Here is a 24,637-nt window from a genome sequence, read left to right as displayed (position 1 = left end):
AAGTCAAAGTGATTGAACCTGTCAGGAAAACAGGTGTTGTCGATTAATCCTCGTCCTCATGATCGATCGCCGCCCGCACCCGCTTGCGCGCCACGTTCACATAGGACGTATCGGTATCAATCCCGATCCCCACACAGCCCATCCGCTCCGCCGCCACCAGCGTCGTGCCCGATCCCATGAACGGATCCAGCAGCACACCGCCCGGCCGTAACCCGTGCAGTCGGATGCACGCCTCGGGCAAGGCCACCGGGAACGTTCCGGGATGGCTGAACTTCTCTTTGCGACTGCGCACGGTCTCGTAAGGAATGAACCACGTATCCCCCCGGCATCGCCGGTCCGTGATGTGCTGCCGCCGCACGATGTTGCTCTTGTCCGTAAACGGCACACCCGCATCCAGACGCGACACCGGCACATTCCCCGTCTTGGTCAGATGGAAGACATGCTCATGGTTGCGATTGACGAAACGCGCCGAGTTCAGCGGCTTGAAATGCCCATAGGTGATCTCGCCCACCGAAATCGACTTGATCCAGGTGATATGGTTCTGAAGCACGAACAGCTTCCGCAGCCGCGTCATCAATTCGAACGGCAGCCAGGGCTGTGAGGACGACCCCGCGATGTTCAGAAAGAACGATCCGTCATCCTTCATGACGCGGGACAGACTGGTGCAGACATCCTCCATCCAGTCCAGATACGCATCCTCGGGCAGCCGGTCCTGATAGGTCCGGTACGGCACTCCCAGATTATAGGGCGGCGACGTCACCACCACATCCACGCTCTGCGACGGCATCCGCTTGAGGACCGTCGTGCAGTCTCCCCGGATCAGCGTATGGACACCGAGCTTCTCCCGGCGACTGCGGATCATTGTGCGGCAGATTCCGCAGGAGGACGCGGCAGGAACAGCACCATCCGCCCATGCGCATGCAGGTTGCCGGCCACAGCCTGCGCCGCAGCCCCCCAGCCCGTGAACAGATCGGCCCGCCCGGCCCCTTTGATATCCGTCCCGATATCCTGCGCGAACACCAGATGATCCCAGTTCACCTGCTGCCCGCTACCATAAGGCAGCATCGTCTCAACCCAGAGCGGCATGGCAAACGGCACCATGGACCGGTCCACCGCCACAGAACGCCCGGCCGTCAGCGGCATCCCGAACGCGCCCTTCGGTCCCTGCGCCAGATTGCCGTCATCACGACGGAAAAACACATAATTCGGATTGCGCTCCATGACGGACATCATCCGGTCCGGATGCGCCTCAAGCCAGTTCCGGATGCTGTCCATGCTGACCCCATCCGCCGGCAGCTCGCCGTCCTGCACAAGAACACGCCCAAGCGGCACATAGGCCTGCCCGTTGCGCCCGTCATAGCTGACACGCACCTGCCCGCCATCCGGCAGAATCAGCCGACCCGAACCCTGGATCTGAAGGAAAAACAGATCCACCGGGCTTTTCAGCCAGGCAATCTCCAGCCCCTGCCCCGCCAGCGCCCCGCCATCAATCGCGGCACGGTCATAATACGGCGCAAACTGCCCGTTGACCCAGCGCCCGCTGACCATCTGGCCATTGGTCGCCTTCACCCGCACCAGATCGCGTGGCCGACCATAGACCGGCGTCTGATAGGCCCCACCCCGGGTCAGGGATGCCGGGATCTGCGGCTCGAAATAGCCGGTAAAGAACGCCGCTGTCCCGGCCTCGTAAGGCTGGAACCATGTCTGAAGATACGTCCGCGCATCCGTCGCCGTCGCCAGACCCGCACAGGCATTGGCCCAGTCGGCAGCATGACGGCCATACGTGATGTCCTCACTTCCGCCGAGCACCGTCTCGGGCGGCAACTGCGACAGGCGATGGCACTCATTCCGCAACAGCGGCATCAGGGAGGCAAAATCCTCCTGCCCCCACCCGGCAAGGGCGTCATAACCAACAGGAGAGAGCGAAAACGAAGACGGCGCATTCTGCGGGGTGCACCCGCAAAGCACGCCGAGCGTCACCAGGGTCAGCAGTTTTTTCATCGGATCGGTAAAAAACTCGAAGCAGAAAACGAAAGGATCAGGCCGGACGGGACGCCGCCAGCCGCCACCGCGCATCGGACTGCCCGACAACACGCTCGAAAAGCCACAGATCATGGAACTCGGTCACGGCCTCGGTCCCGACCACGGGCTCACCCGCACGGTCCGTCAGGATGTTCACCTGACGCGAAACAATCTTCACTTCGATTCGGCCCGTCCGCGCGCCATCCTCTGCCGATACGAGCATCGCATCAAGAATGGACAGGCTCTCAACACCCCGCAGATCGCTGCGCTGCGTCTCGCCCGCCTGTTCCCGCGTATCGATCGCAGCGGAAAAGGACTCCATGGAGACCGGGGTCAGCAGCTTCTGCAGCACCGCACGATCACCAACCGCAAACGCCGGCACCACCTGACGGAACGTGTCCTCGGCATCCTTCAGGAAACCCGAAGGCGAAAATCCCGGAAAAACGGACGCGATTTCGCCCAGCACCGTCCCGACCCGCGTTGCAGGTGCAGGAATTTCATAATCCACTTCCGGTGCCGCAGCCGCATTGAGCGCCCCGTTCCCATCACCCTGCCCGCCCGACGCCTTACCCGGCAGCGGCGGCGGAGCACTCGGACGGGACGCATCCGGCGCCGTACCATTCTTCGCGCCCGGACCGAAACGCCCGGCGCCCGGACGCTCCTGCCGAACCCCCTGCATCCCGACACGGCGGCCAAGAACGCGGTAAAGCCTCACCCCCAGCGCCACGGCGAGCACGAACAGGACCACAAGGTCCCAGGGAAAATGATGACCCGCGTGATCCATGAGACCGGCGGGGAGGTGGATGTCGCTGGAAGACATGACGTCCTGTGTTTCGCAGTGTTCGGTGAAAGATCTGTTGCCCTAGAGATAGGGTGCAATCCCTCCGATCTCAACCATCTGTCCGCCAGAACCGTGTCTTGGCGCGCAACGGACATCATGCTACCGCCAAGGGATCGCAATCGTTCCAATCGATGTCCGCCCTGGGGTGCGCCCCTGCGGATCCGGAGACTGTATGTCAGAGAACACCACCGACAACGCTGCCCTGGGCCAGGAAAACGTGCCGGCCATGCCGCTAGCCATCAACCTGCAGTACACGAAGGACCTGTCCTTCGAGGTTCCGGCTGGCGCTGCCATCTTTACCACGCTGCGCTCCGCCCCGCAGATTTCCGTCAACATCGACGTCCAGGCCAACCGTCTGGAAGAAGACCAGGCCGTTTATGAAGTCGCCCTGGCCGTCCGCGCCGAGGCCGCAGAGCCGCCGGCACAGGAAGGTGGACAGGCCGGCCGCACGGTGTTCATCGCCGAGCTGACCTACGCCGCCGTCGTGACGCTGAACAACCCGCCGGAAGAGCTGATCGAGCCGATCCTGCTGGTCGAAGTGCCGCGCCTGATCTTCCCGTATGTCCGCTCCATCGTCAGCGATGTCACGCGTGACGGCGGCTTCCCGCCCGTCGTGCTGCAGCCGATCGACTTCGTTGCCCTGTGGCAGGCCAAGCGCGCCCAGCAGTTCCCGGAACCCGCCGGCGAAGCCTGATCTCAGGACACTGGCCCGAGCTGCTCCAGCGGATCGGGCCACATCACCGCGCGCCATTCCTCCGGGTTCAGGCGCGCGGCAATGGCCTCTGACAAACAGAGCGCCCGCACGGCAGACAATGCCGTCACCTCTTCGGTCCCAAGCGCTTCCCTGAACGCTTCCGCCGTTTTTCCCGAATACAGCAGCACCGCCTCAACGCGCCCACTCCGAAGCGCATCCCGCGCCGTCTCCGGCAGAGCCTCGCACATGGCCGCCGCATAGACCTCGACGCGCTGCACGCCCAGATCCCGCGCCAGCTCCACGCCATAGCCCTCGCCACTGGCCAGCAGTACATCCGTGCCCATAATGCCGCGCGCCCGGCAGAACGCCGCCAGAGCCCGCGCATCCCCGTCCGCCGCCTCGACATTCACGAACCCGGCCTTGCGCGCCCGCGCCGCCGTCCGCGCACCCACGGCCACGATAAGCCGATCCCGTGGCCAGTCCCGCAGCGCAGGCAGCGCATTCGCACTCGTCACCAGCACGGCCCGGAACTTACCCGGCGCAACAGGCTCAAATGTCGTGATGTCCAGCATCGGACACGCCACAGCGTCCCAGCCAAGCGCCCGGACTTCCGCCATTGTGGCGGACAGTCCGGGCTCCGGCCGGGTCACTAGAACCACGCGACCCGGTTCAGGACGGGTAAGCGTCAGGGACGCCTCATTTCTTCAAAGATATGGGCCGGCGTATCGCGGCGAAGTTCGTCCGCAAGCTCGGTGCCCAGACGGGCCGCCTCAAGCGGCGCACCTTCGATCTCGCGACGGAGCAGGAACGTCCCGTCCTCGCTCGCAATCATGCCGCTCAGCTTGAGAACACCGTTCTCGATCCGGGCATAACCGCCAATCGGCGTCCGACACGAGCCGTCCAGTTCCGCCAGAAGCGCACGCTCGGCCGTCGAAACCGCCCGTGCCTCCGGATCCTCGATCGCGGACAGCAGTTCGCGCAGTTCCAGATCGCTCTCACGAACCGTCACGCCCACAATGCCCTGCCCCGAAGCCGGCAGCATCTGGTCCGGCTCCAGCACGACATCCACACGGTCTTCCATGCCCAGACGCCGCAGCCCGGCCAGAGCCAGAAGCGTCGCATCGCACGCCCCGGCCCGCAGCTTGTCCAGCCGCGTCTGCACATTGCCGCGCAGCAGGCAGAACCGCAGATCCGGCCGTACATGCAGCATCTGCGCCTGACGCCGCACCGACGCACAGCCGACCAGCGCCCCTTCCGGCAGGCAGTCATACGGACGCTGCGGATCAACCTTTACATCCCGGTCCCGCAGGATCAGTGCATCGCGCGCATCCTCACGCTTGAGCGTACAGGCCAGCACCAGGCCCGGCGGCAGGTTGGTTTCCAGATCCTTGAGGCTGTGCACCGCGAAATCGATCCGCCCGGCTGCCAGCGCCTCATGGATTTCCTTAGCAAAAAGACCCTTGCCGCCGATTTCCGCCAGACGCTGCGCCTGGTTTCGGTCACCCTCGGTACTGATCTGGTATTCCTGAAACGCCCCCATATCGCGCAGAACGGGGCAGAACCGCGTCAGGCGCGTCAGAAAGTTCCGTGTCTGGACCAGCGCCAGCGGAGACGCCCGCGACCCGACACGAAGAGGGAGCTTGCGGCCGGTAGGCGGCTCAGCGGCATGGGAGCGGCGGACGGCTTCCGCGGCGACTCTCTGGAGCGCCTCGGAAGGCAGGACGGGAGCATTCATGAACGGCAGCTTTAGCCCATTCACACGGGACTGTCATGATATGACAGACTCGGCCATAATAAGCCCCATGTCAGCCCCCGCCACTTCTCCATCCGCACCCACGCGCCCCCTTCTGGCCATCGAAACTTCCTGCGACGACACGGCCTGCGCCATCCTCGCCTATGACGGCACGATCCTGGCCGAAGGCGTCCTGTCCCAGACCGACCACGCCATTCTCGGCGGCGTCGTCCCGGAAATCGCGGCCCGCGCCCATCTGGACGCCCTGCCCACACTGGTGGCGGAAGTCCTGAAAAAAGCCTCCCTGACGCTGGCCGATATCGACACTTTTGCCGGCACAACTGGCCCCGGCCTGATCGGCGGCCTGATCGTGGGAAGTTCCTACGCCAAGGGACTGGCCATGGCGCTGCATCGCCCCTTCGTGGCCGTAAACCACATCGAGGCCCACATCCTCACCCCGCGCCTCCCCAGCCTCGGCGCAGATCTGCATTTCCCCTACCTGACAATGCTGGTCTCGGGCGGCCACTGCCAGTGCGTCTCGGTCGAGGAAACCGGCCGCTATGTCCGCCTCGGCGGTACGATCGACGACGCCGCCGGCGAAGCCTTCGACAAAGTCGCCAAAATGCTCGGCCTCGGCTGGCCCGGCGGTCCGGCCCTTGAAAAACTCGCCACCGAAGGCCGCGACGATGCCTACCCACTGCCGCGCCCCCTCAAGGGCCGCGAAGGCTGCGATTTCTCGTTCTCTGGCCTCAAAACCGCCGTCAGCCGCCTGATCGACACACAGGACCCGACCGGCAGCCGCGACGCCCTGCCCCGACAGTTCGCCGCAGACGTCGCCGCCTCCTTCCAGCGTGCGGTTGCGGACGTCATGGCCGACCGCGCCGAACACGCCCTGGCCCTCAGCCCGACCGCAACAGCTCTGGTCGTCGCAGGCGGCGTCGCCGCCAACAAGACCCTGCGCCACGCCCTCGAACAGGTCGCCGCCAACCACGGCATCCCCTTCTTCGCCCCGCCCCTGCGCCTGTGCACGGACAACGCGGTGATGGTCGCCTGGGCCGCTCTCGAACGCCTCCACGCGGGCGAAACCCCTAACGAAATCGATACCGCCGCCCGCCCCCGCTGGCCCCTGTCTGAACGCACTCCCGCCCACGCCTGAACACAGGAAGCCGCATGACCGCCATCCTCATCCGCGACGAGACCGGAACCGGTATCAGCAGACCCGCCCTGCGCTTTGACTGGAAAACCCGCAGACATCTGCGCGTGCGGGACCTGATCGCCGAGCGCGTCCGCCTCGAATGGGACAACGGCACCAAGGCAGAATGCGAAGAAACCGCCCTCATCCCGCAGGACGCACCCTGTATCGAAACCATCGAAGCCGCCATCGACCATGCCCTGAAGGCCTTCGAGCGCCGCGCCTATCTGGTCATCATCAATGACCGCCAGATCCCGCATCTGGACGACGACATCACCCTCACCCCGGATATGACGATCACCTTCCTGCGCCTCATCCCCCTGGTCGGAGGCTGACATGCAGCAGCGTAGTCCGATGGCGGTCGCCTCTTTGCCCGGCGGTGCGCTCTATCGCCTCCTGTCAAAAGTCGGCGACATGGAGCAGGCGTTCATAGAGTGGCGCGCCCTGATGCGCTCCCGCTGTCCTACGGTTTTCGAAGACGCCAGAAAAAAATGGGTCGAACTCTACGAACAGCAGAGATGCAACTACAAAGGCTACGCCTTTAAAGAGCATGCCTACCAATACCTCAGCGATAACATCCCTCTCGCCGCCTATTTCCTGCCCGAGACGATGGGCAATGCGCCACGGCCTGCGTCTCCAAAATGGCTGGAGCGTCTCTCTCGCGAAACCCTTGATCCCGAAGCTCCCATTCCGCTGCAAAAGCACGACTCTTACTGGAGCCGTTTCAGAACATTCTGTCCCGATCCCAACTCGCCCATCGACCCCACGACGCATCGCATCATGGATCTGAAATGGCTCGCTCAGGCCCGGGCAGATTATGTCCGGGTCCCGGTCGAACGCCCTGGGGCCTTCCGCCTCATCCGCCAGCACATCATTCGCCTGACCCTGTATCCGGGCAATGCGGACGATCCCGTCTTTGATCGCCTCTCCACCCCTGATAGCGTTACACCCTCTGTCAGAACCCTGCGCGACCGCGCCACCATTCTCGCTGCCCCTGACGGACAGGACGTTCTGACGCTGGCCCGCACCATCCTGCGCGATTTCGACACGGCACAGGGACGCTGGATCGACGGTCCGCTCTATCGGGCCGCCATTCTTCCCATCCTCGTCATTCATGCAAACAACCGCATCAAGGCCACAGGCTCCGTCCGCGAAGCGGCCTACGAACTCATCGCCAAGCCAGACGCTTTCATCCCGGAGCAAGAGACCCTCTGGCGAATGGACACTGCGGCACTGGGACTACAAAATCTTGGTAAACGCCCTCCAGCGGAACTGCTCAACCTCAATAAAATCCTGTGTGGCTGCCTCTGGCTCGTCGCCGTCAGTGGCAAGCCGGAAGACGTGCAACTCCTCAGCACGCTGGCGAAAAACTTCCAGAAGAACGAAAAACTTTTCGAGTTCAACCGCATCATCCGGGCCCTCGGTCTCACCGCCGACCGTGACGCCATCAACGAACAGATCGCCCTGCGCCAGAAAACCCGTCATTCGCTCATGCTCGGCCAGATCAACGCCGCCCTGGCCGACTCCGCCCGAAAATCCGGCATCAGCATTACGGAACTCGAAGAACGCTCCGCCTACACCCACGACCTGGACAGCCATCATGAACGCGCCGTCCCGCTTCCCAACGGCCTGACCGCAACCCTGTCCCTCAAGACCAACGCCTCCGGAACGGTCACACTGTTCTCCGCCGACGGCACAGAACTGCGCCCGGTCCCTCCCGCGATCCGCACAGAACTCAAGACCATCCGCGCCTATGAAAAACTCAGGGAAGAAGCCCGCGCCCTGACCAAAGAGATGCAGGTCCACCGCCTGCGCCTCGAACGCTCCTGGATCACACAGGAACGCTGGACGGCCGAACGCTTCCGCACGAACTATCTAACCCATCCCGTCCTGTCCTGGCTCGCCCGCCGCCAGATCTGGACCCTTACGGCACCCGACGGCACACAACGCACCGTCCTCTTCCCGAACGGCACCCCCATCGCCCCAGACAGCACCCCGACGGCCGCCCTGCGCGACGACGAAACCGTCACCCTCTGGCACCCGCTGGACGCCAATACGGCCCTCGTCAACCAGTGGCGCGACACGCTGGAAGACATCGCCCTCATCCAGCCCATCCGTCAGGCCTGGCGCGAAACCTATGTCCTGACCGATGCCGAACGCGCCACCTCCCCGGCCTCCCTCCGCTACGCAAGGCAGGTCCTGCGTCAGGCGCAGTCCGTCGAACTCGGCCGCCAGCGCGGCTGGCGCGTGCGCACCCTGAGCATGCACATGCCCTCAAGCGAGGGCGACCCCACCAGCCTGACCATCCCCTCCGCCGGTCTCCATGCCGAAATCTGGACCGCTGGCGTCGACGGTCAGGCCGCTTTCCATCACGGAACATTCACCCATATCCTCACCGACCGCGTCCAGTTCCGCACCGTGACGGACAAGGGCTCCTGGCGCCACGACGGCGGCAAGAAACTCGCCATCGGCAAGGACACCGTTCCCCTCGAAAACGTCCCGCCGCTGATCTTTTCGGAAGTCATGCGCGATCTTGACCTCTTCGTCAGCGTGTCCTCCATCGGCCTGGAGGTCACCTATCTCGACGGAGCGGAAGGCCACACCATCGCCCAATGGCGCCGCATGCCCGATCTGGCCATGTGGAACTACGACGAAACCCTGCCCCTCAACGGCCGCGCCCGCATCCGCTACGAGACGCTTGAACGGATTCTCCCCCGCCTCACCATCGCGGACCGCCTCGAACTCACCGACACGTATGTCCATGTTCGCGGCGTCCTGCACAGCTACAGGGTTCATATCAGGACGGGAAACATCTTCCTCGATCCCGACCGCCGCTATATCTGCATCGTACCCGACGCCCGCAAAAAGAAATCCACCATCGCCCTGCCCTTCGACGACGACCAGACCCTCGCGGTCATCCTGTCGAAACTCTTCCTTCTCGCCGCCGATGACAAAATCACTGATCCCGTCATCCTCCGACAGCTCCCCGCACCCACCCCGGAACACGTCTCTTGAACTACCGTCACATCTACCACGCCGGAAACTTCGCCGACTGCATGAAGCACGCGCTGCTTCTCGCACTCATCAAGGCGCTGAAGCGCAAACCCGCTGGCTTCGTCGTCCTCGACACCCATGCCGGATGCGGCCGCTACGACCTGACGTCCGAAGAAGCCGAAAAAACCGGCGAATGGCGCGCAGGCATCGGCCGCCTGCTCGACGGCACCGCAGACCCTGCTCTTGCTGACTATCTCAACGCCGTCCGCCCCAACGTGCAGGACCGGCACCGCTACCCCGGCTCCCCGGCTTTCGCCCGCGCCGAACTCCGCCCGCAGGATCAGCTCATTGCCTGTGAACTGCACCCCGAAGACGTTCGCCCCCTGCGCCGCCTCTTCCACGCCGACCCACAGGCCGCAATCCATCATCGTGACGGCTACGAAGCCCTCCGCGCCCTGCTTCCACCGAAGGATCTCAAGCGCGGCCTCGTCCTCATTGACCCACCGTTCGAGAAGCCGGACGATTTCGCCCGCTGCGCCGATGCCATCGCGCTGATCCGCACCCGCTTCCGCGCCGGGATCGTCGCCGTCTGGTACCCGATCAAACACCGCACACCCGTCCGCGCCTTCTACACGGCGCTTCAGGACGCCGGGATCCGGGACATGCTCGCCTGCGAGTTCCTGCTCCGCCCTCCCGTCGATCCCTCCCGCCTGAACGGCTGTGGCCTGCTGGTCGTTAACGCCCCTTTCGGCTTCGAGGACGAGGCCCGCAACATCCTGCAAGCCCTCGCCACCGGCCTGCGTTCTCCTGAGGCCGAAGACATCCAGATCAACATCGAACGGCTGGCAGAGGAATAACCATGACCAGACCCCATATCGCGATCATCGGCGCCGGAGCCTGGGGCACGGCACTGGCCTGCGCCACGGCCGCCACCGGCGCGGACGTGACACTCTGGATGCGTAACCCCGTCCCGGCTGGCACCCGCACGCTCCCGCGCCTGCCGGACATCACCCTGCCCGACAACGTCACCATCACCGGCGACTTCCCCCGCACCACCGACGTCGTCCTGCTCGTCACCCCGGTCCAGACCGCCCGTGACGTCTCCACGCGCCTTCAGACCGTGCTCGACCCCGCAGTCCCCGTCGTGACCTGCTGCAAGGGACTGGAACAGGCCACATCCCTCCTGCCGCTCGATGTTCTGGCGGAAACCATGCCCGGCCGCCCGACCGGCGTCCTCTCCGGCCCCAACTTCGCCATCGAAGTCGCAAAAGGCCTCCCCGCCGCCGCAACCCTTGCCTGCGCAGACCTCGCTCTCGCGCAGAAACTCACGGCGCTCCTCAACACGTCCAGCTTCCGCCTCTATGCCAGCGATGACGCTGCCGGCGTCCAGCTCGCAGGCGCTGCCAAGAACGTCATCGCCATCGGCGCCGGCATTACGATCGGCGCGGGCCTGGGCGAAAACGCCCGTGCCGCCCTCATCACCCGCGCCGTCGCCGAAATCGGCCGCCTCGCCGAAGCTACGGGCGGCCGCGCCAGCACGCTCGCAGGCCTCGCAGGCATGGGCGACCTCATCCTGACCTGCACCGGACGCGGCTCGCGCAATTACAGTGTCGGACTCGAACTCGGCGAAGGCCGTTCCCTTGAAGACATTCTAGCCTCACGAACCACGGTTGCCGAAGGCGTCCTGACCGCCCCGGCCATGCGCGCCCTCGCCCGCAAACACCATGTCCGCGCGCCCATCATCGAAACCGTCACCCGCATCCTGGGCGAAGGCTTCACGATTGAGGAAGCCCGACACCTTCTGCTGGACCGCCCCCCCACGCAGGAGTAACCATGATGACATGTGGATGAGAAACGAGAGGTTGCGCCGCATCATCGGATGCAGCCGCATCGCCCGGGTGCTGACCTTCGGGTTGCAGAACGCCCTGCAGATGCGACTGCTCTCCGGCCACAAGGACCCGCGGACCCTCTCCAGCCTCCGACATGCCATTCGCGGCACACGATCGCTTCTCAGCGCGGATGAAGCCTTCATTCTTCATGAAATCGCCGCAGCCCAGACCACCCTGCCCGGCGATTTCGCCGAATTCGGCGTCTATGAAGGCGCCTCGGCAGCCCTGCTCTGCTCGGTAAAAAACGACCGCACCCTGCACCTGTTCGACACCTTCGAAGGCCTTCCCGAAAGCGTCCGGAGTGGCGAAAGCGGCGTCTTCCACAAAGGCCAGTTCATCGGCACTCTGCCGCACGTAAAACGCAAGCTGGCCGGCTGCCGGAACGTCCGCTTCCACCCCGGCCTGTTCCCCGGCAGCACATCCGGCCTCGAAGACCTGCGTTTTTCATTCGTCCATCTGGACGTGGACCTTCATGACGCCACCCTGGCCGGACTGGACTATTTCTATCCCCGTCTGGTCCCCGGCGGCATCATTCTCACGCATGATTTTTCGATCATCCCGGGCGTCGCCCAGGCGTTCCGCACCTTCTTCGCAGACCGCCCCGAACGCATCATCGAATTCCCGACCACACAGGCCATGATCATCCGACACCCGGCCTGAACAGCCGGGCCTGCCTCAGTGCAGAACCGCGCAGGCCACGCGATCCCCCGAACCACCAATCGGCTGGCTCTGATAGTCGTCCGGTTTTGCATGAATGACCACGGACGCCCCATCCGCATCCATCAGCGCCGGACGCTCCCCCTGCCCCTTCAGTGAAACCAGCGTGGAATAAAGCTCCACCGTCGCCGTCCCATCCGCTGCGACATACAGATTGGGCAGATCACCCGCATCATTCGCATCCGCATTCAGCAGACCATGCACCACCGGCGTTGCCGCATGAACATGCGCGCCCGCACTGGTGAATTTCGGGGCCGCACAGCTCCCCTTTTCATGAAAATGAATTCCGTGCCAGCCCGGCGTCAGCCCCTGCACCTGAAGCCGCAGCAGAACGCCCTTCGGCGCCTCGGTGACATTCACAATCCCATGTGAAGAGCCATCAATCCCCTTCAGCTCCCCCGTCACACTATCGGCCGCACAGGCCAGGGAAGGAACGACCATCGCAGAGGCCAGAAGAAGGGTCAGAAATCCGGAACAACGCATGGAGAAACTCACAGTCCAGCAGGAAAGATGATAACTGTTCTCACCTTACGCCGGGCCTGACATATTTTCGGATCAGAGATTCGTGAACCGCCCTGAAATCACACAAACAGTCCCGCAATCACCGCACTCATCGCATTGGACAGCGTCCCCGCCACCACGGCCCGCACGGCAAACAATGCCACATCCGTCCGCCGTCGCGGCTCCGCACTGCCAAACGCCCCGATCAGAAGCCCGATCGTGGAGATATTGGCAAATCCGCACAGCGCAAAGGACAGGATCGTAATCGTCCGCGAAGACAGCGTATGATCATGGATCATCGGCGCCAGGTTCACATAGGCCACGAACTCGTTGAACGCGATCTTCTGTCCCAGCAGCCCCCCGGCAATCGTACACTCGCTCCAGGGCACCCCGAGCAGCCAGGCGAACGGCGCAAACACCGTCCCCAGAATCTGCGCCAGAGACAAACCGATTGCCCCCAGAAGTCCGTTCGCGAGCGCAATCAGCCCCACAAACGCAATTAGAACAGACCCCACAGCCACCGCGATCTTCGCGCCATTCATCGCGCCATCCGCAATAGCCTCGAACATGCTGTGATGCCCGTGATCCGCCCCGGCAATCTGCGCATCAGACCGGCGCGGCCCCGGAAACAGAATGCGCGAGAACAACAACCCACCCGGGATCGCCATGAAAGACGCCGCCAGCAGGTTCTCCATCGGCACACCCAGCGACGCATACCCCGCCAGCACGGACCCCGCGATGGAGGACGTCCCACTGCACAGCACCGTCGCCAACTCCCCTTCCGACATCTCCGCCAGACAGGTCTGAAGCGCGATCGGCATCTCGCTCTGCCCCAGAAAAATCGTCAGCACTGCCGAGAACGATTCGAGCCCCGTCGTCCCCAGCACCCGCGACAGCGCCCCACCAATCAGCTTTGAGAGGAACTGCAACACGCCCCAGTGCTGCAACAGCCCCAGAAGAGCTGCGACATAAACAATCTCCGGCAGGACCTTCAGCGCAAAAACGAAACTGTCATTGCCGAACAGTCCGTTCATCTTCGGTCCCACAAGCCCGCCGAACAGGAACGCACTGCCCACATCCCCGTAGGACAGGACCTTCGTTACCGCATCCGACACCACATGCAGCCCATGCGCACCCGCTGGCACCCACAGCACGACCGCCGCAATCAGCACCTGCAACAGCAGCGCCCGTCCTACGAAAGGCCAGTCAATGGCCCGGCGGTTGGTCGACAGCAGCGCACCCAGAATCAGAAGGCCGGCGATGCCGACAAGGACGCGCAGGATCACGCAGGCAAACTCCTCACCCAAAAACAGAACATCACACCCGGAACTGGAGCCGAAACGATCTGAACCTGTCTGGCATGTCACGTTCTGTCCACCCCTCCTCTCTCGCCTGCACGGCCTCAAACCGCTAGGATGCCGCAGACTGATAGGGAGAACCCCCATGACCTGTGCCTATGATTTCAGCCTTCCCGGCCTGTCCGGCGACACGATCGACCTTTCGGCGTATCGCGGACGACCGCTGCTGATCGTCAACACGGCGTCGAAATGCGGCTTCACACCCCAGTATGAGGACCTGCAACACCTCTGGTCCCGCTATGGCCGCGACTATCCCGAAGGCCTGATGATCGTCGGCGTACCGTCAAACGATTTCGGCCAGCAGGAACCCGGCTCGTCCGAAGACATCAAGAATTTCTGCTACCGCAATTACGGCGTGAGCTTCCCCATGACCGCGCGCCAGCACGTGCGCGGCCCGGAGACCACACCGCTGTTCCAGTGGCTGGACAAGCAGGGCGGCTTCCTCGCCCGCCCGCGCTGGAATTTCTACAAATACCTGACCGACCGCGACGGCAAACTCGTCAACTGGTTCACACCACTGGCCAAACCCGCCTCAAACCGCGTCGAGGAAGCCGTCCGCAAAGTCCTGCTGGATCACTGAACGCCAAGCCGTCCAGCCAGCGCGGCCTCGATCAGCGCAATATTCCGCAGATCGGCCTTGAACACCGTATCAAACAGATCCCCCGCCAGCGGTACGAGGCCCACCACGGCCTCGATCGCGACATTCCCCAGCATCCGCTGCACGGTCTGGCGGTCCACGCCCATCCGGCGCCCTTCCCAGACGATATAAAGCGACAGCGCCGTCCCGATCAGCGCACCGCCGCCTGGTAGAAGCCCCAGCAGCGTATCCAGCCCCGCCCGCAGCCGCAGGCCGGGAATCCGCGTGGCCGAGTTCAGCAGCCAGGCCAGACGGCGGATCCGCTCCAGCCTCCGGCGGAGTTCGGCAACACTGGCGGGCGGAGAAATCGTGGAAAAATCAGTCATGGCACCGGCTATCACGCAACAGCGAACCGGAAGTTCGTCTTTTTTCCTTGAACATCCGTATCGAAACCCGCCAGAGTTCAAGTCAGAAATGTGACAGGAGACATTTATGAAGGACTCATTGCTCCGCCCCATCCTGCCCCTTCTGGTCGTGGCTGCCCTCGGCGCCCTGACTCCGGCCGTGGCCCATCACGTCACGACCTTCCTTGGCCTGTCCGGCATTTTCTGGGCCAGCGCCATGCTGATGCCGGAAGTGACACTCCTCTGCATCGGTGTCGCCGCAATCCGCCCCACGATCCAGCAGCCTGCCAGAGCCGAGACGCCCCTGCACAACCGCGAAACGGTTCTGCGCTGACACCGATCCGCCACACTGCATTTTTCCTGCCCGGGAGCATATGTTGCGGCGCTGAATGATCGGCTAGGATCAGGAAATGCTTCGCAATTTCCTGACAGTCGGCAGCTGGACCATGCTTTCGCGTGTCCTCGGCCTCGTTCGTGACCAGCTTCTCGCTGCGTTCCTTGGTGCCGGCCCCGTTCAGGACGCCTACCTGATCGCGCTGCGGCTGCCCAACATGTTCCGACGCCTCTTCGGCGAAGGCGCGTTCAACGCCGCCTTCGTGCCGATGTTCACCGAGCGCTACGAAACAAAGGGCCACCAGTCCGCCCTGCGCTTTGCAGGGCAAGCCCTGTCCGGACTGATGCTCTGGCTCGCCCTGCTGACGATTCTGGCCGAAATCTTCATGCCGCTGGTCGTGGAATGCATCGGCTCAGGCCTCACCGGCACCCGCTTTGAAACCGCGGTGCATCTGTCGCGAATCACGTTCCCCTACATGCTGCTGATCTGCGGCGCGGCTCTCGTTTCGGGCGTGCTGAACGGCCTCGGCAAGTTCACCGCAGCAGCCGCCGCCTACGTCACCTTCAACATCATCGGCATCGCCGCCATCCTTCTCGGCGCACTGGTCTGGCACAACACCGCCGTCGTCAGCGCGTGGGGTGTGACGCTCTCCGGCGTCGTCCAGCTCGGGGCCCTGTACTGGGCCGCCCGACGCGCCGGAATGGCACCACACCTGACATGGCCCAGCCTGTCGCCCGACATGCGCGCTCTCCTGCGCCGCATGGGCCCCGGCCTCGTCGGCTCCGGCGTCACCCAGATCAACCTCACCGTCGACACCATCATCGCCACGCACCTGCCCGTCGGCACGCCTTCGATCCTGTATTTCGCCGACCGCATCAACCAGCTCCCCCTCGGCGTACTGGGCTCAGCAGCCGGCACGGCTCTCCTGCCGCTTCTCACGCGCCATATCGCCAATAAAGACCGCGCCGCCGTCCATTCGAGCCTCAACCGCGCCATCGACTACACGCTGCTCCTGACGCTGCCCGCCATGATTGGCATGATCGTCCTAGCCTCCCCCATCATGGCCGCCCTGTTCGGCTACGGCCATTTCACCGTCAGCGACGCCATCCTTTCCGGACAGTGCCTCCAGGCCTACGCGCTCGGCCTGCCCGCCTTCGTCCTCATCAAGGTTCTCTCCCCGGTCTTTTTCGCCGAAGGCGACACCGTCACACCCGTCCGCATCGGCTTCTTCACGCTGGCGCTGAACCTCGTCCTCAACCTTCTGCTTTACCGCCCGCTGGGCCATATCGGGCCGCCGCTGGCCAGCACAATCGCCGCCTTCGTCAACTGCACGCTGCTCGCCGTTATCCTTCACCGCCGCGGCCTCTTCATCGCAGACCCACTCCTGAAAGGGCGCGCCCTGCGCATCACAGGCGCCGCCATCATGATGGCCCTGTGGGTCGCGGCCGCCGAAAAGCTCGTTGCTCCCGGCCTGCCCTACTGGCACGGCGTCTGGCGTCTGGGCATGCTCACCGCGCTGATCGTCTTCGGCATCCTCGCCTACGCCATCATGCTCGACGCCCTCAAGGTCGTGCGCCTGCGTGACGCAGCCGTGGCTTTCCAGTCACGCCTGAACCGCCGACGCGCCCGCTGACCCTATCCCGCCGGTTCACACACCGGCGGAGAGACGTTATTTTCCCATCCCCTTCCCGAAGTGACAGCCCGGAGACCGGACCCATCGGCACCTTCATGCCCCTGCCTACCGCCGAAAACGCCAGCCCCGCGATGGCCCAGTGGTTCGACCTCAAACACCAGGAACCCGACGCCCTCCTGTTCTTCCGCATGGGCGATTTCTACGAGCTGTTCTTCTCCGATGCGCAGGCCGCCGCCATGGCGCTCGACATCGCGCTCACCGCCCGGGGCACCCATCAGGGCGAGCCGATCCCCATGTGCGGCGTCCCCGTCGCGGCGGCCCCGGCCTATCTGTCCCGCCTGATCCGCCGCGGCTTCCGCGTCGCCGTCGCCGAACAGACGCAGGCCCCGCCGAAAAAAGGCGAGAAGCCACAGAAAGGCCCGCTCGCCCGCGCCATCGTCCGCGTCGTCACCCCCGGCACCCTGACCGAAGACGAACTGCTCGAAGCCGGACGCGCCAACCTGCTCCTCGCCATCGCCCGCAGCCCGGAAAAGCGCGCCAAAACGATCGGCGCGGCCTGGATCGACATCTCGACCGGCGCCTTCGAAACCGCCTCGATCCCTGAAAACGCTCTTCCCGAACTCATGGCCCGGCTCGACGCCGCCGAGATCCTCTCCGAACCCGACCTGATCCCCCCAGACTACGCCTCCCGTCTGGCTCCCGTCGCCGTCCCGCCCACGCTCGACAGCGCCCGCACCCTGGTCGCCCGCGCCTATGGCGTCGCCCAGATCGACGCTCTCGGGGACTTCCCGCCCGAACAGGCCATCGCCTGCGCCATGGCCCTCAACTACGTCCAGCGCAGTCAGGCCGGAGCACTCCCGCGTCTCTCCCGCCCCATTCCGCAGGGCACGGACGGCGTTCTCGGCATCGACCCTGCCACCCGCGCCAGCCTCGACATCCTTCGCACCCGCGATGGCGAGACGAAACACAGCCTCCTCGGCGCCGTCACCCGCACCGCCACAGCCGCAGGCTCCCGCCTCCTCGCCCAGTGGCTCGCCTCCCCCCTGACCGACGCCACCGCGATCACGGACCGCCAGAACGGCTGGCTCTGGCTGCAATCCATCCCCGGCCTGTCCAGCGCCCTCGGCGACATCTTGCGCCGCACGCCAGACCCCGCCCGCGCGCTGGGCCGCATCTCCGCCGGACGCGGACAGCCCCGCGATCTCGCCGCCATCCGCGACACGCTGATCGCCGCCAACGACATTACCGCCCTGTTCCAGCCCGCCTGCGACCAGACCACACCCACGCTGATCCGCACCCTCACCGCAGGCCTGTATGGTCGCGCCGATGCCCTGCTGGAGCAGCTTCAGGCCGCCGTCGCCGAAACCCTGCCCGCCCGGATCGAGGATGGCGGCTTCATCGCCCCCGGCTACAATACGGAACTGGACCGCTATCGCGGCCTGCGCGACGAAAGCCGCCGCATCATCGCCGCCATGCAGGGCGAGCTGTCCGAAAAATTCGGCGTCTCAAACCTCAAGATCAAACACCACGCCCAGCTCGGCTACGTCATCGAAGTCCCATCCGCCGCCGGCACAAAACTGCGCGACAACCCCGAACTGTCCTTCCGTCAGGGCACGGCCAGTCTCGCCCGCTTCTCCACGGAAGAACTCGCCGGTCTGGACCGCGCCATCCTCGAAGCCGCCGACAAGGCGTCTGCGCTGGAACGCCGCATCTTCGCCGAGCTCTGCGCCCGCATCCTGCAAACCCCGGCCCTCGATGAAGTCGCAGAGTTCCTGGCCCTCGCCGACGTCCTGCGCTCCTGCGGCCTGCTCGCGGAAGGCGGCTCATGGTGTCGCCCCACCGTCACGGATGGCACCGAGTTCAGCCTCGTCGCCTGCCGACACCCGGTCGTCGAAGCCGCACTGGCCGAGTCGGGAAGTGCGGATGCCCGCTTCATCCCCAATGACTGCGCCCTGCCGCCCGAACACCGCGCCATGCTGCTCACAGGCCCGAACATGGCGGGCAAATCCACCTTCCTGCGCCAGACCGCCCTTGCGGTGATCCTCGCCCAAGCCGGCCTGCCCGTTCCGGCCAAATCCGCCCATATCGGCGTCGTGGACCGCCTGTTCTCCCGCGTCGGCGGTGCGGACGACCTCGCCCGCGGCCGCTCCACCTTCATGGTCGAAATGACCGAGACCGCTGCGATTCTCAATCAGGCCGGCCCAAAGTCCCTCGTCGTCGTGGACGAGATCGGCCGTGGCACCGCAACCCTCGACGGATTGTCCATCGCATGGGCAACGCTCGAGGCCCTGCACACCCAGCTCGGCTCCCGGACAATCTTTGCAACACATTTCCATGAACTCGGCGCCCTGACCGAATTCCTCCCCCGCCTCGCCCCCTACACGATGGCCGTAAAAGAGTGGCGCGGCGAGGTCATCTTCCAGCACGAGGTCCGCCCCGGTGCCGCCCGCAAGAGCTGGGGCCTGCATGTCGCAAAACTGGCGGGAATCCCCTAATCCGTCGTCAATCGCGCCAGCCGTCTCCTGTCCCAGTTCGAGCGCGAACAGGCCGAAGCCCGCTCCTCGCTGCCCCTTTTCGAAGCGGCCGCAGAGCCGGAACCACCGCCGCCTCACGCGCCTGAAACGCCGCCCGCCCCATCTCCGCTGGAAGACGCAATCCGGGCTCTGAACCCCGATGATCTCTCTCCCCGCGACGCATTGGATGCGTTATACAATCTGAAACGCCTCGCCTCCGGAAACGGCACTTGAAAGAAAACTCTTTCTGGGGCGAAACTTCTCCTCTTCCCTTCGCTGACGATACGGATAAGCCCCTGTCTGACCGAACCGCCCCCCCCCCGCGCGACCCGGCCTCACCGCTCAAGGCTGCCCTCGAGACCGCCGCGGCACAGGGGCTGACCAGCCGCGAGAACGTGCTCTCCATCCTGCGCCGCCATCTGGGCAGCGGGCACGCCACGGTCCGCGAACGGTTCGAAAAGCGCAGGATCTCGGGAATCGACGCCGCCCGTGCCCTGGCCCATCAGGCTGACGACATGGTCTGCGCACTGGCCGAACTCGCCGCGCAGAAACATGAAGCGCCGGGCGAGTCCCTCTGCCTCTGCGCCACCGGCGGCTACGGTGCAGGCCTCCTCGCCCCCTTCAGCGACATCGACATCCTCTTTCTGATCCCCGGCGATCCGACCCCGGCCATGACCACCCGGATCGAGTTCATTCTCTACGCCCTGTGGGATCTCGGCCTGCGCGTCGGCCACGCCACACGCTCCATCGCCGAATGCGTCCGCGACGCCGACAGCGACCTCACCATCCGCACCGCCCTGCTGGACCTTCGCTTCCTGCACGGCGAGCGCAGTCTGGCCCGCGACCTGCGCTGCGCCCTCGGCGCCGATCTGCAGAACGACCGGCTCTGCGAGTTCGTCATGGGGAAGATCGGCGAACGCGAACAGCGTCACCGCCGTTTCGGCGACAACCCCTACATGGTGGAGCCCAACATCAAGGAAGGCCGCGGCGGCCTGCGCGACCTCCAGACCCTGAACTGGATGGGACGCGCCGCCCTCGGCTGCGCAGTCTCGACCCCCGACCGCAACGGCGCGCCAGGCGAAGCGCCGGAAACACCGTCCTTCGCGTCCTTCGGCCTGCTCACAGACCGCGAATCCCACCGCGCCCGCCGCTCATGGGACTTCCTGTGGACGGTCCGCCTGCACCTGCACTACATTACCGGCCGTGCCGAAGAACGCCTGACCTTCGACGTCCAGCCCGTCATCGGCGGACGCATGGGCTACGCAACCCATGGTCGGCAGCGTGGCGTCGAACGCTTCATGCGGCACTATTTCCTCACCGCCCGCGACGTCATGCGCCTGACCAGCGTGCTGCAACCCGTCGTACTGATGCATCTTCAGGACCAGACCACCGGCGAGCCGCCCAAAATCGTCCCCGGCCCCGAAGAATTCCAGACCATCGCCGGCCGCATCTGTCCCATCGAGCCCGTGACCTTCGCGGCCCAGCCCCGCGAGATGTTCCGCCTGCTCGACTGCGGCCGCCGCCACGATCTGCCCCTGCATCCCATTGCGATGCAGCAGATCATCCGCAACGAACGCCACGCCGTCACCCTGCGCGACGATCCCGAAACCGCGAAAATCTTCTTGGACCTGCTCTGCGAGCCGAGTGCGGACGACACCAAAGCCGTCCCGTTCTGGCTCCCGATCCTGAACGAGACCGGCCTCCTCGGCCGCCTTCTGCCGGACTGGTCCCGCGTCGTCGGACAAATGCAGTTCGACAGCTATCATATCTATACGGTCGATGAGCATATCGTCGAAGCCGTGCGCATGATGGGCCAAATCGAAGCCGGCCGCATGGCGGACGAGATCCCCCTGGCCTACACGCTGGCCAGCGATCTGCGCTCCCGCCGCGCGCTCTACGTCGCCGTCCTGCTGCACGATATCGGCAAGGGACGCGGCGGCGACCATTCCGAAATCGGCGCCGACCTCGCGCTGACGATCTGCCCGCAGCTCGGCCTCGACCCCGAGGAAACCGACACCGTCTCCTGGCTGGTCCTGCACCATCTCCTGCTGTCCCAGACCGCCTTCACCCGCGACATCGACGATCCCCGCACGATCCTCGACCTCGCCGACACCATCCAGTCCCCCGAACGCCTGCGCCTCCTCCTTCTCCTGACCATCGCCGACATGCGCGCCGTCAGCCCGAAGGTCTGGAACGCCTGGAAAGCCACCCTCCTGCGCGAGCTCTTCTCCCGTGTCGCCGAGGTGCTGGAAGGCGGACTGGCCGCCACCGAACGCGACAGCCGCGTCAATCATGCCCGCGAACTCGCCCGAGACGGCCTTGCCGGAACCCTGCCCGAAAGCAGCATCGACCGCTTTCTTGACCTCGGCTATCCGAGCTACTGGCTCGGCTTCGACACCGACACCCAGATGCGCCACGCCCGCATGGTCCACGACTCAGACCGCTACCGCTCCCCGGTCACGGTCGAGGCCTACCCCATCCCCGAACGCGGCGTCACTGAACTCACCGTTCTCTGCGCCGACCATCCGGGCCTGTTCTCCCAGATCGCAGGCGCCCTCGCCGTGGCAGGCGCCTCCATCGTCGATGCCCGCATCCACACGCTGAGCGACGGCATGGCCCTCGACACCTTCTGGGTGCAGGACGGTGAAGGCTGCTCCTTCGAGGAAACGCACCAGCTCGGCCGCCTGAACCACCTCGTGGAACAGGCCCTTTCGGGACGCCTCGACATCCGCAAGGGCATCGAGGACGCCAGCCATCACAGCACCTCACGCCGGATGCGCGCGATCCACGTCCCGCCCCGCGTCGTCATCGACAACACGGCCTCGGACCGTCACACCGTCATCGAAGTCAACGGCCGTGACCGCCCCGGCCTGCTGCACGACGTCACCTCCGCCCTCAGCAGCGCGTCACTCCAGATTTCCTCAGCCCATATCACGACCTACGGCATGCGTGCCGTGGACGTCTTCTACGTGCGGGATCTTCTGGGCATGAAGATCACCGATCCGGTCCGCCTCGCCCGCCTGCGTGAAACCCTGCTCGCCTCCCTCACAAGCTCTCCGGTCACCACGCCCGCGAGCTGAGCGCCTCCGCAACATCCCGCAGCACGGCCTCCCATCCGGCGGCAACAGCCTCGCCGGAGGGCGGCCGGAACTGCCGGACATCCCCGTACCAGTCCACATCCTTCCACCGCCAGTCGCCCCCCTCACGGTTAAGCAGCCATAACGGCCGCCCCAGCGCCCCCGCGACATGCGCCACCAGCGTATCCACGCTGATCACCAGCGCACACCGTCCCACTTCCCGCGCCAGATCCACAGGCGTCTCAAGCGGAACCCGCTCCATCCAGTCCGGCACATCGCCGCGCTGAAGGGCCACAAACCGCGCACCGGATACCTGCCGCAACACGTCCAGACACTCCACCGGAACCGACCGCCTGCGATCAAACCGATAGGAGGGATTCCCTGACCAGCAGATCCCGATCCGCCCGGCCTCCACCCGTTCCGGCACCGTCAGATAAGGCCGGACAGACGGCACATCCTCCATCCCCAGAACCCGCGGCAGACTCAACAGACTGACCTCCGCCACAACCGGCCCATCAGCGGACAGAATCCGCCCCTGATCCAGCTCCGGCATCAGCTCCGCCAGCGCCGCCGTCCGAAACCGGAGCCGCAACGGCCGCCGCTTCGCCGCTTCTGTCAGAAAACGCAGAAACTGGACCTCGTCCCCCAGTCCCTGCTCTCCGACAACAGCCACCAGCTCCGCTCCCGCCGATCCATCCCATTGCGGAACTGCTGACGTAATTCCCAGCAACACCCGACGGCTCTCAAAATCCCGCCAGCCTTCCGCAAACCGCCCCTGCCCCAGCAGAATGGTCGCCCGGTTAAACCGCGCCCGCGCAGCTTCCTCGCCCGTCTCGCGCGTGATGATCGCCTGAAAGAGCGCCTCTGCCTCCTCCAGCCGCCCGACTTCCATCAGAACAGTGCCCAGACTATTGGCAATCCGCCCATCCAGAGGCCGAAGTTCCAGAGCCGCCCGCAACGTTGCGCAGGCTCCATCAAGCTCGCCCAGCGCCATCTCCACCAGCCCCAGACTGTTGAGCGTCTCCGCCGTCCATGCCCCAAGCTCACACGCCCGCAACAGGACATTCCGCGCCTCTCCGAACGCATTGCCTGCAAAAAGCGCCGCCCCCAGATTGGCCAGCGCCGTACCGTCCTGTGGCCTGCGATTCACAACCTGCCGGAACTGTCCGGCTGCCTGCTCCCAAAATCCATCATCCAGAAAAAGCGCCCCAAGCCGCGTCCTCACAAAACTGTCATCCGCCAGAAGGTCCGCCGCTTTCCCCAGTGCCTTGCGCGCTTCCTCCCGTCGCCCCAGCGCTACAAAAGCATCCCCCAAAGCAGCATGTGCACGCGGGTCCGAAGGCTGCAAAATCACGGCAACATTCAGGGCCGCCCGCGCCGCTTCAGCATGACCCTGCCCCAGAAGCGCAAGCCCCAGCGTGATATGCATCCGGGCCTTGCGATCAGGGGAAATGCCGCTTCCCTGCAAGGCCCGCCCGACCAGTGCGATTGCGGTAGCATCCTGTCCGCGAGCCCGTGCGAGACAGGCCATCCCGTGCAGGGCATCCGGCTGTTTCGGCTCTGCAGCCAGAATAGCCCGGAACGTAGCCTCTGCCGCAGCAAGGTCTCCCGTTGCGAAAGACGCAAAAGCAGGCTCGGTCGGATCATGCGAAAACAGAGGTCTCATCAACCCTTCGTGCTCCGAAATTCACGGAAAATCCAGCTGGACAGAAGTTAACGAAGTTTTCACAATTTTTTGGTCAGAATGACAAATCTAAGACGGTGTCAGAGGTTTTGAGACGATGCATCTTGAACAGAGAACCGGCCCGGTCCCGGGTCTGGTGTACGCGACGGTTCGACAGGGAATGACAACCCGCACATTCCCCATCGAAGTCCGGCGGACTGCTTCCGGTCACTATATTTCCCGCATGCCCGATAATCGCTGGTCAATCGAATGTCTGACCGTCGAAGCCGCCCTTCTGATGCATGCCGCCGTCCTTTTCCCGGTAGAGCACGAACTCTCGCCCTGGCTCTCAAATCCACGACCCGCACCTCTTGCCGTCGATCACATTCCAGGCCCCATCAAAAGCCCGATTGCTGACGGCCAGGAACTCCCAATGAGTGTTCCATACAAAACCGAAGTGGACTCCTGACCTCACTTCTGACTTGCCAAACATAGC

General features: G+C 64.6%; 21 protein-coding genes and 1 pseudogene. 13 read left to right on the top strand and 9 right to left on the bottom strand.

Features of this window, described 5'->3' with window-relative positions; all coding sequences use genetic code 11:
• Positions 1–43: 43 nt before the first annotated feature.
• From GRO01_RS02895 to GRO01_RS02885, 3 genes are read right to left on the bottom strand one after another with little or no spacing between them, the layout of a single operon-like run.
• A complete protein-coding gene (locus tag GRO01_RS02895; protein ID WP_062507507.1) occupies positions 44–862 on the bottom strand; it encodes a DNA-methyltransferase in 819 nt (272 codons plus the stop codon).
• Positions 859–2,115, bottom strand: coding sequence for a murein transglycosylase A (gene mltA / locus GRO01_RS02890; protein WP_231490064.1), 1,257 nt, complete (start codon positions 2,113–2,115; stop codon positions 859–861). Before mltA ends, GRO01_RS02895 begins: the two co-directional genes overlap by 4 nt.
• Positions 2,039–2,842, bottom strand: a complete 804-nt coding sequence (locus GRO01_RS02885) for a Tim44/TimA family putative adaptor protein (RefSeq protein WP_062507509.1) — start codon at positions 2,840–2,842, stop codon at positions 2,039–2,041. The genes mltA and GRO01_RS02885 overlap by 77 nt, the downstream gene beginning before the upstream one ends.
• Positions 2,843–3,035: 193 nt before the next feature.
• On the opposite strand from GRO01_RS02885, the gene secB reads away from it, so the two are divergent.
• Positions 3,036–3,557: a protein-export chaperone SecB gene (secB, locus tag GRO01_RS02880; RefSeq protein WP_062507511.1), complete on the top strand. Its 522-nt coding sequence runs from the start codon at positions 3,036–3,038 to the stop codon at positions 3,555–3,557.
• A 2-nt stretch (positions 3,558–3,559) separates the two neighbouring features.
• Here the strand turns inward: secB and GRO01_RS02875 are convergent, their stop codons facing one another.
• Positions 3,560–4,216: a uroporphyrinogen-III synthase gene (locus tag GRO01_RS02875; RefSeq protein ID WP_231490066.1), complete on the bottom strand. Its 657-nt coding sequence runs from the start codon at positions 4,214–4,216 to the stop codon at positions 3,560–3,562.
• Positions 4,217–4,242: 26 nt separating this feature from the next.
• Positions 4,243–5,292 carry a hydroxymethylbilane synthase gene (gene hemC, locus GRO01_RS02870; RefSeq protein WP_062507515.1) on the bottom strand — a complete coding sequence of 350 codons (1,050 nt, stop codon included), beginning with the start codon at positions 5,290–5,292 and terminating at the stop codon, positions 4,243–4,245.
• 67 nt (positions 5,293–5,359) lie between these two features.
• On the opposite strand from hemC, the gene tsaD reads away from it, so the two are divergent.
• Genes tsaD through GRO01_RS02840 form a run of 6 tightly spaced genes read left to right on the top strand, consistent with a single transcriptional unit; the run spans position 5,360 to position 12,024 of the window.
• Entirely contained in the window at positions 5,360–6,445 is a 1,086-nt protein-coding gene (gene tsaD, locus GRO01_RS02865; protein WP_062507517.1) for a tRNA (adenosine(37)-N6)-threonylcarbamoyltransferase complex transferase subunit TsaD, read from the top strand.
• A gap of 14 nt (positions 6,446–6,459) precedes the next feature.
• Positions 6,460–6,816 (top strand): hypothetical protein, encoded by a 357-nt coding sequence (locus GRO01_RS02860; RefSeq protein WP_062507519.1) that lies wholly within the window; start codon positions 6,460–6,462, stop codon positions 6,814–6,816.
• A 1-nt stretch (position 6,817) separates the two neighbouring features.
• Positions 6,818–9,496 (top strand): DUF4132 domain-containing protein, encoded by a 2,679-nt coding sequence (locus tag GRO01_RS02855; RefSeq protein WP_141306757.1) that lies wholly within the window; start codon positions 6,818–6,820, stop codon positions 9,494–9,496.
• Entirely contained in the window at positions 9,493–10,332 is an 840-nt protein-coding gene (locus tag GRO01_RS02850; protein ID WP_062507523.1) for a 23S rRNA (adenine(2030)-N(6))-methyltransferase RlmJ, read from the top strand. Before GRO01_RS02855 ends, GRO01_RS02850 begins: the two co-directional genes overlap by 4 nt.
• A gap of 2 nt (positions 10,333–10,334) precedes the next feature.
• Positions 10,335–11,306, top strand: coding sequence for an NAD(P)H-dependent glycerol-3-phosphate dehydrogenase (locus tag GRO01_RS02845; RefSeq protein WP_062507525.1), 972 nt, complete (start codon positions 10,335–10,337; stop codon positions 11,304–11,306).
• Positions 11,307–11,316: 10 nt separating this feature from the next.
• The gene (locus GRO01_RS02840) at positions 11,317–12,024 is read left to right on the top strand and encodes a TylF/MycF/NovP-related O-methyltransferase (RefSeq protein WP_167494561.1); all 708 of its coding nucleotides are present in this window, start codon (positions 11,317–11,319) and stop codon (positions 12,022–12,024) included.
• Positions 12,025–12,039: 15 nt separating this feature from the next.
• Here the strand turns inward: GRO01_RS02840 and sodC are convergent, their stop codons facing one another.
• Both sodC and GRO01_RS02830 read right to left on the bottom strand, forming a co-directional pair.
• The gene (gene sodC / locus GRO01_RS02835; RefSeq protein WP_062507529.1) at positions 12,040–12,564 is read right to left on the bottom strand and encodes a superoxide dismutase[Cu-Zn]; all 525 of its coding nucleotides are present in this window, start codon (positions 12,562–12,564) and stop codon (positions 12,040–12,042) included.
• Between the two features lie 98 nt (positions 12,565–12,662).
• Positions 12,663–13,868 (bottom strand): NupC/NupG family nucleoside CNT transporter, encoded by a 1,206-nt coding sequence (locus GRO01_RS02830; RefSeq protein WP_062507587.1) that lies wholly within the window; start codon positions 13,866–13,868, stop codon positions 12,663–12,665.
• A gap of 157 nt (positions 13,869–14,025) precedes the next feature.
• Between GRO01_RS02830 and GRO01_RS02825 the strand changes: the two genes are divergently transcribed.
• Complete coding sequence (locus GRO01_RS02825; RefSeq protein WP_062507531.1) at positions 14,026–14,520, top strand: glutathione peroxidase; 495 nt, start codon at positions 14,026–14,028, stop codon at positions 14,518–14,520.
• Here GRO01_RS02825 and GRO01_RS02820 read toward each other — a convergent pair.
• A complete protein-coding gene (locus tag GRO01_RS02820) occupies positions 14,514–14,903 on the bottom strand; it encodes a DUF4112 domain-containing protein (RefSeq protein ID WP_062507588.1) in 390 nt (129 codons plus the stop codon). The two genes, GRO01_RS02825 and GRO01_RS02820, sit on opposite strands and share 7 nt — an antisense overlap.
• 106 nt (positions 14,904–15,009) lie before the next feature.
• On the opposite strand from GRO01_RS02820, the gene GRO01_RS02815 reads away from it, so the two are divergent.
• The 4 genes and pseudogenes from GRO01_RS02815 (at position 15,010) to GRO01_RS02800 (ending at position 22,481) form a co-directional block, all read left to right on the top strand.
• Complete coding sequence (locus tag GRO01_RS02815) at positions 15,010–15,255, top strand: hypothetical protein (protein WP_062507533.1); 246 nt, start codon at positions 15,010–15,012, stop codon at positions 15,253–15,255.
• 76 nt (positions 15,256–15,331) lie between these two features.
• The gene (gene murJ / locus GRO01_RS02810) at positions 15,332–16,888 is read left to right on the top strand and encodes a murein biosynthesis integral membrane protein MurJ (protein WP_062507535.1); all 1,557 of its coding nucleotides are present in this window, start codon (positions 15,332–15,334) and stop codon (positions 16,886–16,888) included.
• A gap of 95 nt (positions 16,889–16,983) precedes the next feature.
• Positions 16,984–19,635: pseudogene (gene mutS, locus GRO01_RS02805) on the top strand (DNA mismatch repair protein MutS).
• On the top strand, positions 19,632–22,481 hold the full coding sequence (locus GRO01_RS02800; protein ID WP_062507536.1) for a [protein-PII] uridylyltransferase: 2,850 nt from the start codon (positions 19,632–19,634) through the stop codon (positions 22,479–22,481). The pseudogene mutS and the gene GRO01_RS02800 overlap by 4 nt, the downstream one beginning before the upstream one ends.
• Here the strand turns inward: GRO01_RS02800 and GRO01_RS02795 are convergent.
• Entirely contained in the window at positions 22,462–24,144 is a 1,683-nt protein-coding gene (locus tag GRO01_RS02795) for a tetratricopeptide repeat protein (RefSeq protein WP_062507537.1), read from the bottom strand. The two genes, GRO01_RS02800 and GRO01_RS02795, sit on opposite strands and share 20 nt — an antisense overlap.
• 178 nt (positions 24,145–24,322) lie before the next feature.
• Here GRO01_RS02795 and GRO01_RS02790 point away from each other — a divergent pair, with 178 nt between their 5' ends.
• Complete coding sequence (locus tag GRO01_RS02790; protein ID WP_231490068.1) at positions 24,323–24,610, top strand: hypothetical protein; 288 nt, start codon at positions 24,323–24,325, stop codon at positions 24,608–24,610.
• Positions 24,611–24,637 lie beyond the last annotated feature (27 nt).

Source organism: Gluconobacter roseus NBRC 3990 (assembly GCF_006538885.1).
GTDB classification, from domain to species: Bacteria; Pseudomonadota; Alphaproteobacteria; order Acetobacterales; family Acetobacteraceae; genus Gluconobacter; species Gluconobacter roseus.
This window is presented reverse-complemented; position numbering and strand designations above follow the sequence as displayed.